Annotated in this window: 12 protein-coding genes and 1 tRNA gene; 2 read left to right on the top strand and 11 right to left on the bottom strand. The window is 22.4% G+C overall.

Annotated elements, in window-relative coordinates; genetic code table 11:
* Window positions 1-9: 9 nt before the first annotated feature.
* From nth to FQV33_RS02610, 8 genes are all read right to left on the bottom strand, one after another.
* A complete protein-coding gene (gene nth, locus FQV33_RS02645; protein ID WP_158348347.1) occupies window positions 10-645 on the bottom strand; it encodes an endonuclease III in 636 nt (211 codons plus the stop codon).
* A gap of 9 nt (window positions 646-654) precedes the next feature.
* Window positions 655-1,332, bottom strand: a complete 678-nt coding sequence (locus FQV33_RS02640) for an electron transport complex subunit E (protein ID WP_158348345.1) — start codon at window positions 1,330-1,332, stop codon at window positions 655-657.
* Window positions 1,333-1,337: 5 nt separating this feature from the next.
* Window positions 1,338-1,952, bottom strand: a complete 615-nt coding sequence (gene rsxG / locus FQV33_RS02635; protein WP_158348343.1) for an electron transport complex subunit RsxG — start codon at window positions 1,950-1,952, stop codon at window positions 1,338-1,340.
* Complete coding sequence (locus FQV33_RS02630) at window positions 1,949-2,983, bottom strand: RnfABCDGE type electron transport complex subunit D (protein WP_158348341.1); 1,035 nt, start codon at window positions 2,981-2,983, stop codon at window positions 1,949-1,951. The genes rsxG and FQV33_RS02630 overlap by 4 nt, the downstream gene beginning before the upstream one ends.
* 35 nt (window positions 2,984-3,018) lie before the next feature.
* Complete coding sequence (rsxC, locus tag FQV33_RS02625; RefSeq protein WP_226856620.1) at window positions 3,019-4,590, bottom strand: electron transport complex subunit RsxC; 1,572 nt, start codon at window positions 4,588-4,590, stop codon at window positions 3,019-3,021.
* A gap of 62 nt (window positions 4,591-4,652) precedes the next feature.
* Entirely contained in the window at window positions 4,653-5,144 is a 492-nt protein-coding gene (locus FQV33_RS02620) for an RnfABCDGE type electron transport complex subunit B (protein ID WP_193201192.1), read from the bottom strand.
* Between the two features lie 11 nt (window positions 5,145-5,155).
* Window positions 5,156-5,737, bottom strand: coding sequence for an electron transport complex subunit RsxA (gene rsxA, locus FQV33_RS02615; protein WP_158348337.1), 582 nt, complete (start codon window positions 5,735-5,737; stop codon window positions 5,156-5,158).
* 62 nt (window positions 5,738-5,799) lie between these two features.
* Entirely contained in the window at window positions 5,800-6,423 is a 624-nt protein-coding gene (locus FQV33_RS02610; RefSeq protein WP_158348335.1) for a riboflavin synthase subunit alpha, read from the bottom strand.
* A 138-nt stretch (window positions 6,424-6,561) separates the two neighbouring features.
* Here FQV33_RS02610 and FQV33_RS02605 point away from each other — a divergent pair.
* Window positions 6,562-6,635 (top strand) — tRNA-Val (locus FQV33_RS02605).
* Window positions 6,636-6,676: 41 nt separating this feature from the next.
* Complete coding sequence (gene tilS / locus FQV33_RS02600) at window positions 6,677-8,017, top strand: tRNA lysidine(34) synthetase TilS (RefSeq protein WP_158348333.1); 1,341 nt, start codon at window positions 6,677-6,679, stop codon at window positions 8,015-8,017.
* Between the two features lie 29 nt (window positions 8,018-8,046).
* Here tilS and metG read toward each other — a convergent pair whose 3' ends face one another.
* The 3 genes from metG to gndA all read right to left on the bottom strand — a co-directional run bounded on the left by metG (window position 8,047) and on the right by gndA (window position 11,969).
* Window positions 8,047-9,690 (bottom strand): methionine--tRNA ligase, encoded by a 1,644-nt coding sequence (metG, locus tag FQV33_RS02595; protein WP_158348331.1) that lies wholly within the window; start codon window positions 9,688-9,690, stop codon window positions 8,047-8,049.
* A 108-nt stretch (window positions 9,691-9,798) separates the two neighbouring features.
* A complete protein-coding gene (gene dcd / locus FQV33_RS02590) occupies window positions 9,799-10,389 on the bottom strand; it encodes a dCTP deaminase (RefSeq protein WP_158348330.1) in 591 nt (196 codons plus the stop codon).
* A 164-nt stretch (window positions 10,390-10,553) separates the two neighbouring features.
* Complete coding sequence (gndA, locus tag FQV33_RS02585; protein WP_158348328.1) at window positions 10,554-11,969, bottom strand: NADP-dependent phosphogluconate dehydrogenase; 1,416 nt, start codon at window positions 11,967-11,969, stop codon at window positions 10,554-10,556.
* Window positions 11,970-12,326: the final 357 nt, after the last annotated feature.

Here is a 12,326-nt window from a genome sequence, read left to right as displayed (position 1 = left end):
ATTCATATATTATATAGATTCATTATTAATAAATTCACAAAATTTGCTTATCAAACAAATATTACATTTTTGTTTTCTTGCTTTACAAATATAACGTCCATGATAAACAAACCAAAAATGAATATTTTTTTTAAACACAGATGGCACAACTTTCATTAATTTTTTTTCAACTTTTATTACATTTTTTCCTGTAGCAAAACCAGTACGATTGGAAACTCGAAAAACATGTGTATCTACCGCAATAGTTTTTTTGTTAAATAATACATTTAAAATAATATTTGCTGTTTTTCTACCCACCCCAGGTAAAGACTCTAGTTCAATACGATTCTTAGGAATTTTATTATTATATTTATTAAATAGTAAAAAAGATGTTTGAATAATATATTTAGCTTTAGTGTTATATAAACCAACACTTTTAATATAATATTTTAATTTCTCTATACCTAATTGTAAAATACCTTCAGGGGTATTAGCAATTTTAAATAAAATAAAAGTTATTTTATTTACTGTTTTATCAGTTGATTGAGCAGATAATATTAACGATATTAATAATTCAAAATCTGATGAAAAAAATAATTCTATCATAGGATTTGGTTCATTTACATGAAATAATGATAAAATTTCATAACGTTTTTTTTTATTCATACTGTTATATTATTTTCTAAAATTTGAATAAATACATTTTAAACATTTTTTTTTCTTTTTTATTTTATTCTTATCTAAAAAATTTTTAAAAGCAATTAAAAAACCTAATACTAAAAATCCTCCTGGAGAAGATTCTGCTAAAATTATTATATTTTTACTTAATATTGTAAAAAAATAATTTGCTCCTAAAGTATTAAAAATTTTATTAATTCCAAATAAAAAGGTACCATGACCTAATATCTCTCGTATTGAACCTATAAAAAACATTGCTAATGTTGACCCCAATCCTGTCAATAATCCGTCAAAAAAAGCAACTAAAACAGAACTTTTATAAGCTATAGATTCTGCTCGACCAATTACAATACAATTAGTTACTATTAGAGGAATAAAAACCCCTAATGATTTATATAAATTAAATTGATATGCATGCAATATCATTTCGATACAAGTGACTGTTGAAGAAACAATTAACATAAAAATAGGAATTCTGATATTTTTAGGTATCACATATTTAAATATAGAAATAATACTATTTGTAATAGTTAAAATAAATGTTGTAGCAATTCCTAATCCTATTGCATTTACTACATTTGTAGTCATTGCTAAAACTGGGCACAAACCTAAAAGTTGAACTAAAGAAGAATTATTAGACCATAATCTTTTCTTAAAAAAATCATTCCATTTCATATATTTTATCTCTTTAAAGAAAATATTAATGGTATTCTCTTGATAAAAATTACCGTTCTTTTTATAGCATTAGTTACTGCCTGAGGTGTAATAGTTGCACCTGTAAATTGATCGATTTGACCACCATATTTTTTTAATAATACATGATTGTCTTGTTCATTAATCACACTTAAATCTTTAAATTTAGTAATCCAATTAGAAATAGATATATCGATTTTATCTCCAATGCCAGGAGTTTCTTTATGAGATAAAACTCTGACACCAATAATTTTTCCATTTAAATATGCAGCTACTAACATATAGATTGAACCAGAATATCCATCTGGAGCTGTACTTTCAACAATAGCAACTTTTGCTATTTTATCTTGAAATAACAACCATAAATTATGTTTTTTTAAATCTCCTAATAATTCGTTCTCTACTAAATATTTTTTTTTTTCATAGGAATTATAAATACTATAAGGTATTACCTGCTGAATAAATATTTTTTTTTCTTCTTCTTTTTGATTTTTTATTTGGTTTTTTGTAATATAATTTATATATCCAACAATACATAAAGATAAAACAGAAAAAAAACTCATTATAAATGAATTTTTTAATATTTTTTTCAAATATTTCATATTTTTTTATGTCCATATCCAGATGTTTTTAAAAAATCATCTATTAATGGAACTATCATATTTCCAAATAAAACTGAAAAAGCTATTCCATCTGGATAATCGCTGTAATTTCGAATTATATACACTAAAAACCCAATTATTAAACCAAAAATTATTTTCCCTATATTACTATAAGAAGTTGTAACTGGATCAGTAGAAATAAAAAAAGCACATATCATTGTTCCACCAGAAAAAAAATGAAACAATGGACATACAATAAGATTAGTTGAAAAAAAATAGTTAATAGTCGAAAAAATAAACAAAGAAAATAAAAAACTAAATGGAATACGCCAACAAATAATTTTTTTATATAATAAAAAAAAACCACCTAATAAAAAACTTATATTAATATAATTCCAAGATGAAAAAATAATTATTTTTTTATTTTTTAGACTTATATTTTCTAATGAGGTATTATAAGAAGCACGAGATTTATTTTTAAAATCATTTAAAGGAGTTGCTTTTGTAAAAATATCAGGATCGTTATCTATAAAAACGTCACTTTTACTTGTTTGAAAAAAAATTTTATTTATTGAAATTGTTACATCATCTAAAGAAAATAACTTAGTATTTTCCTTATAACAAGCACTCATATATAAAGGAAAAGATATAAGTAGTACAGCATAACCAACCATAGCTGGATTAAATATATTTTGACCTAATCCTCCATATAAATGTTTCGCAACAACAATAGCAAAAAAAGAACTAAACATTATCATCCACCAAGTTAACGTAGCAGGAACACTTAAACCTAGTAATACTGCAGTTACGATTGATGAATTATCTAATATGTTATTTTTAATATTTTTACCACGTATTTTTAATATAATTATTTCAAATAGCAAAGAAAATATTATAAATAATAAGATTTGTATTAATACTACTACACCAAAAAAATAGCATTCTGTTAATATAGCTGGAATAGATGCTATAAGTACAAAAAACATAATGTTTTTTACACTGTAATGATTATATATATAAGGAAGATTCATTTTTTATATTATTTAAAAGGTAAGATTATAAAATTTTATTTTTTTAATTTCGCGCGTTCTATTGAAGATCGTAATATTTCTTTTCTAATATTTTTTTCTATTTCTTGTTTATTAACAAATTCTTTTTTTGACGTTTTTTCTAAAACAGAAAACTTCATTAAATTTGTATTATTAAAATCGTTTTTATTTTCATGAACAATTGTTTTTTGGTTTAATATTCTTGCTTCTCTCTGCTGAAAATGATTAAAAAACATTTTTTTTCGCTTAATTTCTGTATCTATTTCATTTTGAATTATTTTTTCACGCTTAAAATATTTTACTAATGGAATATTACTAGGACAAACTTTTTCGCAAATTTTGCACTCAATACAATCCATAATATACGATGATTTTGCTTTTTCATGATGATTATATTTAGAATGTAAATATAGTTTTTGAGGCAACAAATTAACTGGACATACTTGAACACAATAGCCACAATTAATACATGAATAATTAATAGGTTTTTTCGTTTTTTTTTCGTATTTTCTTATTAAAACACAATTTATGTCTTTTGATATGGAATAATTTAAATCAATAAGTATATTATTCATAAATACACCTCCTATATATATCATATAATCTAAATTATTTTTAATCTTTAAATAATTTAAAAAAAAATTTATAGGAGTGCCTATTCTAATTAAAAAATTTTTAGATAAATGATTTTTATCATTATATAAACTAACAATTCTCTGAATTAATGGTTCTCCATTAATAACAGCTCTTTTAATAGCATATACAGTTGCAATATTAAAAATAAGATATCCTATGTCTATAGAATGTTGTCCATAAGGAATGTCTTTTCCTGTTAAAGATTGAATAATTATTTTACTACTACCTGCAGGGTATTTTTTTTTAAAAATACAAATTTTAAATAATGGTTTATTTTGAATTAATAATTTAATTTGTGAAATTAATTTAATTTTATCTTCTTGAATCACAATAAAAATATTTTTTACTTTAGATATCCAAGATATAATTTCACACCCTATAAATATTTCATTCAAATAATTGTTCATTAAACAATAATCAGCAGTTATATAAGGATCACTTTCAACTGCATTTACAACCAATGTATGTACTTTATTAATACTTAACATTAATTTTTTAGACGAAGAAAAATAAGCACCTCCAAGACCTACTACACCTGATCGATAAATAATTTTTATTAAACTTTGAGGAGAATACAATTTATAATTATTAATTTTTTTTAGTCTAATCCATTGATCTAAATAATCAGATATAATTGTAATTTTTATATTTTCTTTATTAATACCAAAACAATTAGAATTAAATTCTATATTTTTAATTAAACCTGAAGTAGGAGCATGAATAGGAACACTCAAACAGTCACCAAAAGTTAACGGTTCACCACACAATACTTTTTGATTAATTTTTACTCTTAACATATTTTTTTTTAAAGTATTATATTTAACATGAACAAAAAACTCTTTAGGATAAGGAATATAATTAATAATATAATTATCTAATTCTGTGTTTATTGATAAGCATTTAATTCCACCTGAAAAATTATATTTTTTTTTTATTAACAAAGTGTAATACAAAATTTTTCCAAAATTTATTAAATAAATATTTTTTTAAAATACGTGTTATTTTTAACATAATATTATTCTTTAATGATTTTAATACAATTAGTTGGACAATGTAATAAACAGATATTACAACCAGTACAAAATTTTTGTACTACTGTATGCATGAAGTTAGGAGCTCCAATTATTGCATCTACTGGGCAAAAAATAGCACATTTAGAACAGCCTACACAATTTTTTTCATCAATTTTTACTGTTGTATATACAAGTGATTTATTTTGAATATTAATATCTTCTATATTTTTATCTAAATTTAATAATTTAGTAATTTTAAAGATTAATTCACTTCCTCCAGGTATACACTTATTAATCTTTTCATTTTTATTTATTATGGCTTTCGCATAAGGATAACAACCTGGATAACCGCATTGTGCACATTGACTTTGAGGTAATTCATTATTAATTTTATTTATAATAGGATCTGTTTTTACAGGAAAAAGATAATGAGTATATGCAAGTATTAATCCTAATAAAAAAGATACCAAAGAAAAAATTAAAATAATTATTATTATAGACATGATTAAATTTTTATTAAACCTCTAAAGCCCATAAACGAAATAGCAATTAAACTGATGGTAATAAGAACAATAGGAGAACCTTTAAATGCAATAGGAATATCAGATAATAATATACGCTCTCTAATACTTGAAAATATAATCATTACTAAAGAAAAACCTAAAGCAGAACTCATCGCATAAAAAATTGACTCTAAAAATGTATAATTTTCATACAAACAAAATAAAGGAATTGCTAAAACTGCACAATTAGTTGTAATTAATGGTAAAAAAATACCAAGTATGCGATATAAAAAAGGACTAGTATTACGTAAAATTATTTCTAAAAACTGTACCAAAAATGAAATTACTAACATATATATAATAATTCTTAAATAAACTAAATTAAATGGAGATAAAATTAAAAAATTAACAAACCATAAAATCATAGTAGATATAAATACAACAAAAGTAGTCGCAAAGCTAATACCTACTGCAATTTCTAATTTATTTGAAGCTCCTGTAAAAGGACACAAACCAAGAAATTTTACTAAAATAAAATTATCAATTAATATATTTGATACAAAAAATAAAAAATAATTTTTCACTTATAATTTCCATTTATAAAAAATACAATATAATTGGATAATATATTATAAAAAAATTTAAATTATTTATATATAAAAAGAAAATTATTGATCAAACGTTCTGTGGTATCTACAGTTATTTGAGTGCATAAATCAATCTCAATATTAACTAATTCTCCAACTTTTTTATAACCTATTGTTGTTAAAGATAATGTTTCTGGTATTATACTTACACAAAACTCATTCTTAATAATATTAACAATTGTTAGACTTATTCCATCTATACAAATAAAACCTTTATAAAAAATATATTTTATTAAAGATATATCTGTTATTTTAAACCATATAATATAATTATTATCTAATTTTATTATTTTAGATACTTCAGCAGTATTCATAATATGACCAGATACTATATGTCCTCCAATTTCATCACCATACTTAACAGATCTTTCAATATTAATATAATCACCTATATTTAAAAGCCCTAAATTAGTATGGGCAATTGTTATTTGCATTACATCAAAAATTACATAACATTGGTCAATTTTTTTAACTGTTAAACAACATCCATTATGCGAAACTGAAGCTCCAAGTTGTAATTTATTTAATAAAATAGATGGAAAATGCATGGTATAAGTATATAATTTTTTTTTCTTATCTATAGAAATAACTTGAGCAATTCCATGAATAATACCTGTAAACATAAAATATCCTTAACTTAATGTTATTTAAATTTTTTTTATTTATAAAAAACATTTATTTTTTTAAAAAATTCATGTATGTTTTAATAGAGAAAAAAATATTTTTATGATAAAATATTTCAAATAATTATTCTAATTTTTACGTTCGTAGCTCAATTGGTTAGAGCACCACTATGACATGGTGGAAGTTAGTGGTTCAAGTCCACTCGAACGTAATAAAAAATGACAATATATTTTTAAACTAGGCGATTCTTATTTGATTCAAAATATTATTGAAAAATATAAATATAAACTATTCTTAATAGCATATAGTGGTGGAATGGATTCTACAGTATTATTATATCAATTATTAAAAATTAAACAAACAGACGATCAAATTAAAATACGTGCTATTCATATTAATCATAATATTCATACTCATTCAAAAATATGGCAAAAACATTGTTTCGATACTTGTGAAAAACATGATATACCATTAATTATTGAAACAATAAATATAAATATTACAAAAAATATTGAAGAAAAATTACGTATTAAAAGATATAACTTGATTTATAAACATTTATTTAATAAAGAAATACTGCTGACAGGACATCACTTAAACGATCAATGCGAAACATTATTTTTATCTTTAAAACGAGGTAGTGGTCCGACTGGATTATCTGCAATGTCTTCTGAAACAATTTTTGGAAAAACTAAAATTGTTCGTCCATTTTTAACAACAACAAAACAAGAACTTAAAAAATGGGCTAATTTAAATAAATTAACATGGATTGAAGATTTTACTAATTTTGATACAAACTATGACCGTAATTTTATAAGATATAAAATACTTCCAATTTTAGAAGAAAAATGGCCGTTCTTTTTAAGAAATTGTTTCCGTACTACAAAAATATGCAATGAAGAAACTAAATTAAAAAATATTTTTTTAAAAGAAAAAATTAAAAAATTTCTTCACTTTAACGAATGTTTAAATATTAAAAATTTTAAAAATTTGAAAGAAGAAGTATGTAAAGCATTAATTCGATATTGGATTTCTTTAAAAAATATTAAATTACCATCATATAAAACTATTCAACGTATATATAATGAAATTATATATAGTCGAAAAGATGCTAACATAAAAGTAATTATCAAAGAAAACGAAATCAGACGTTATAAATCATCTCTTTATTTTATTAAAACAACAAAAAGCATTAAAAATATGATTATATTTTGGCACGATACTAATCATAAATTAACTCTTCCTAATAATTTAGGATATATTATAAAAAATAACAAAGAAGGTATTAACATACCAACACCTAAAAATAGTGAATTCATTAATATTCGTTTTCAATATTCAGGAAAAATATTAATTTTAGGAAGACAAAAACGAAGAAATATTAAAAAAATTTGGCAAGAATATAATATTCCTCCTTGGTTACGTAATCAAATTCCTCTGTTATTTTATAATGATCAATTAATTAGTGCATTAGGCGTTTTTATTATTAATCAAAAAATTAAAAATGTAGAAAAAAACAATAAAAACGAATGGAATATATCGTGGATAAATAATATTCAATTAAATTATTGTAATAATTTTTTATTTAATTAAATGAGCTTACATTGTTTTAATGTTCAAAATTACTTAGATAATTTTAACAATTTTAATATTTTATCAGAACTTATTCTTTCATATAATCTTGGAAAATCTTTTATTTTTTGAGATAATAATGGTTTTTTAATATCATCCCAAATAAGATTTGAAACTAAAAATAGCTCTGTTTTTTTAGATAAAACAGGTAGAATAGGTTTTAAAAAAATCATAATTATTCTAAATAAATTAATTCCTGTAGTACAAATCATATGTAATGTATTGTTTTTTTCTATTTTTGTTTGAATCATCCAAGGTTTTTTTTCATTTATATATTGATTTGCTATATCTAATAATTTCATAGAACTTCGAATAATTGAACTAAACTTTCTATTTTCAAAAAAAATTTCTATTTTTTTAGTTGCATTAACAAAAGATTCGTATAAATTATAATCATCTAATCTATCAGATAAATATCCATTAAAATACTTATTAATAAAACTAGCACTTCTTGATGCTAAATTTACTAATTTATTTACAATATCACTATTAATTTTATATATAAAATCATCTAAATTTATCTCAATATCATTAATATTATTTGTTAATTTACTTGCATAATAATAACGTAAACTATCAGAATCAAAACATTTTAACCAATCTGATGCTTTAATTGAAGAACCTCTAGATTTTGATAATTTTAACCCATTCAGTGTAAGATGACCATGCACAAAAATACCATTAGGTTTTCGAAAAGAAGATGCTTCTAATATTGACGGCCAAAATAATGTATGAAAATAAATAATATCTTTTCCAATAAAATGATATAATTCACATTTAGAATTTATATCCCAAAATTCATTAAAATTTAAATTTTTATTTTTTAAACAAAGGTTTTTAAATGAACTTATATATCCAATAGGAGCATCTAACCAAACATAAAAATATTTATTTAAAAAATTAGGAATTTTAAAACCAAAATATGGCGCATCACGAGAAATACACCATGTCTTTAAACCTGATTTTAACCATTCTTCTGTTTTTTTTATTATTGAATTTTCTAAAACCCCAGAATATATCCATTTGTTCAACATATTTGAAAAAAATGGCAAATTAAAATATAAATGTTCAGTTTCTTTTAAAATTGGAGGTGTTCCTGAAATTGCTGAAATAGAATTAATTAAATCTATAGGTTCATAAATTGAACCACATACTTCACAAATATCTCCATATTGATTTTCTGAATAACAAACAGGACATGTGCCCTTAATAAATCTATCTGGAAGAAATATTTGTTCTTTATTATCATAAAATTGAATAATTTTTTTCTTATGTAAAAGTTTTTTATCATTTAAAGCAGAAAATATTTTTCTAAGTAAAAATAAATTTTCTATACTATGTGTATTATGATAGTTATCATAAGAAATATTAAAATTCATCAAATCTATTTTATGTTCTTTTTGAATATATTTTATTAACTGTTTTTCGGATATTCCTAAATCTTTAGAACGTAACATGACAGCTGTACCATGTGCGTCATCAGAAGAAACAAACCAAACTTCATGGCCTCGCATCCTTTGATAACGAACCCAAACATCTGCTTGGATATGTTCAAGCATATGTCCTATATGAATAGGACCATTGGCATATGGCAAAGCACAAGTAACTAGTATTTTTCTAAGTGTAGTAGACATAAAATTAATATTTCATTTATCAAAATAATTAATATAATATACAAAAAAATAATCGTAAAGTACTTATTTTAAAAATCTATAAATAAATTTTTAAAAATAATTATAAGTTTAAAATACTTTTTCTTTATAAATACGACTAGGAACTACTCCATTTTGGATTTTATATTTGGATTCACAACGAGCACTATAAGGACGAATAACTGATTTAGAAAGTAGTTCAAAACTTAATGCCGCAATTTTAATTTTCGGGGTTAATACTAGTGTTAAATTACCAGCATTGAAAATTTCTAAAACTATATTACCATTCCAACCCGGATCAATTCTATGAGATGTTACATGAATCATTAAACCTAGTCTTGCCAAAGAAGATCTACCATCTAACCAACCGACTAAATTATTAGGTAAAGTAATACTTTCTAAAGTTGAAAATAATACTAAAGATTTTGGTTTTAAAAAAAATGGATTTTTTTTAGAAAATAATTTTTCGTTGCTCATTACTTTTTTTAAATTTTTAGATATTTTTTCTTGTGAACTACTTAAATTAATACAAGAAATAGTATGATCATAAAAAATACGAAATTTATTTCCAAGATGTATATCAACAGTAATTCCATTAATCAGTTCTTTCTGAGGGTGAGGTGTAATAATTAATTTTTTCTGAGCCAACCACTCTTCAATATCTTGATCACATAAACGCATGATTTTTCCTATATTTTTAAAATCTCTTAATATTGATATCTTATACATTTATTTATAGCAGAGAGATATGTTCGCACATCTTCTGCTATTTTAAAAACATTAAAATCATAATAAATTATATAATCAATTTAATTTATAAAAAACTAAAACATTTATAGTTTAAATTATTTTTTAATCAACCAATCTGTATGAAAATACCCTATTTTATCAATTCTCTTATAAGTATGCGCACCAAAATAATCTCTTTGAGCTTGAATTAAATTAGCTGATGAAGAAGAAGTTCGATAACTATCATAATATGATATAGCAGAAGAAAAAGCAGGAACGGGAATACCATATTTTATTCCATATATAACAATATTTCTTAAAGATTTTTCATATTCATTAGATACTTGTGAAAAATAAGATGTTAATAATAAGTTAGATATATTATTATCAATATTAAATGCATCTGTTATTTTTTCTAAAAAATTAGCTCGAATAATACATCCTTCTCTAAAAATTTTAGCAATTTCACCATATTTTAAATCCCAAGAATACTTTTCTGATGCTTTTTTTAATTGAGAAAATCCTTGAGCATAAGAAATAATTTTCCCTAAGTATAAAGCTCTTCGAACTTCTTCAATAAATTGTTTTTTATTTTCAAATGATATATGTTTTAAAGTAGGACCTTTTAGTATTTTTGAAGCAATAATACGTTGTTCTTTCAGCGAAGATAAATATCTTGAAAAAACCGATTCAGTAATTAATGTAAGAGGTTCTCTTAGTTCTAAAGCATTTTTACTGATCCACTTACCAGTACCTTTATCCTCTGCTTGATCTAGAATCAAATCTAACAAATAATTATTTTTTTTATCTTTTTTAAGAAAAATATTTTTTGTTATTTCAATTAAATAACTATTTAATTCCCCTTTATTCCAGTCAGAAAATATACTTGCAAGTTCTTCATTATTTAAATTTAATAAATTTTTTAAAATAAAATATGATTCTGAAATTAATTGCATATCACCATATTCGATTCCATTATGAATCATTTTTACATAGTGTCCAGAGCCATTAGGACCTATATAGGTCACACAAGATTCTTTGTTAAACTTAGCAGATATATCTTTTAAAATAGGAGAAATTAGTTCATATGCTTTTTTTGATCCACCTGGCATAATAGAAGGACCATGTAATGCACCAAATTCTCCGCCAGAAACACCCATTCCAATAAAATGTATACCTTTCTTCAAAAGTTCATTACTTCTTCTAATAGTCTCTTTATAAAAAGTATTACCTCCATCAATTAATATATCTCCTTTTTCTAAATAAGGAAGAATAGATGAAATAGTATTATCTGTAGGAGATCCTGCTTTTACCATTAATAAAATACATCTTGGTTTAATTAAAGAGTTTATAAAATTTTTAATAGAAAAATATGGAAAAATATTTTTTCCTTTATTTTTTCTTACTATTTCTTCCGTTGTTAATCTAGTTCTATTGAAGATAGATACACGGTAATTTTTACTTTCAATATTTAATGCTAAGTTTCTGCCCATTACAGCCATACCTACAACACCAATTTGTTGCTTTAACATTTGTTTCTCCAATTTTAAAAATATATAATTTTTTTAAAATTACACTATTAAATTATATTTATTACACAATAAATGATATTACAACTATTTTCAATTTTTCATTTTTTAAACAAAAAACATTTTAATAAACATATAAAAAATTAAGATTATTACAATACTAAAAATTAATTGTATATCTTGTAATTCTATAAATGTTTTGTTTTTTTGTTTGAATTGATTTGTACAATAAGAAAAATTTACATATATTATATGTTAATTTTATTGAAATTTTTTGAAATTAAAATAAACTTAAAATATTTTAAGTTAAATATTATTTTTATTAATTGTTTTATAAAAAATATCAATTTAAGAATAAAA

This window comes from Buchnera aphidicola (Aphis fabae) (genome assembly GCF_009069125.1).
GTDB lineage: Bacteria > Pseudomonadota > Gammaproteobacteria > Enterobacterales > Enterobacteriaceae > Buchnera > Buchnera aphidicola_BB.
The sequence above is the reverse complement of the archived record's forward strand: the minus strand, read 5'-3'. Positions and strand labels throughout refer to the sequence as shown.

What these genes read in the sequence shown, in the direction of transcription:
- nth (WP_158348347.1), bottom strand. Translation starts at nt 645, where the DNA reads ATGAATAAAAAAAAACGTTATGAAATTTTATCATTATTTCATGTAAAT.
- FQV33_RS02640 (WP_158348345.1), bottom strand. Translation starts at nt 1,332, where the DNA reads ATGAAATGGAATGATTTTTTTAAGAAAAGATTATGGTCTAATAATTCT.
- rsxG (WP_158348343.1), bottom strand. Translation starts at nt 1,952, where the DNA reads ATGAAATATTTGAAAAAAATATTAAAAAATTCATTTATAATGAGTTTT.
- FQV33_RS02630 (WP_158348341.1), bottom strand. Translation starts at nt 2,983, where the DNA reads ATGAATCTTCCTTATATATATAATCATTACAGTGTAAAAAACATTATG.
- FQV33_RS02610 (WP_158348335.1), bottom strand. Translation starts at nt 6,423, where the DNA reads ATGTTTACAGGTATTATTCATGGAATTGCTCAAGTTATTTCTATAGAT.
- metG (WP_158348331.1), bottom strand. Translation starts at nt 9,690, where the DNA reads ATGTCTACTACACTTAGAAAAATACTAGTTACTTGTGCTTTGCCATAT.
- dcd (WP_158348330.1), bottom strand. Translation starts at nt 10,389, where the DNA reads ATGCGTTTATGTGATCAAGATATTGAAGAGTGGTTGGCTCAGAAAAAA.
- gndA (WP_158348328.1), bottom strand. Translation starts at nt 11,969, where the DNA reads ATGTTAAAGCAACAAATTGGTGTTGTAGGTATGGCTGTAATGGGCAGA.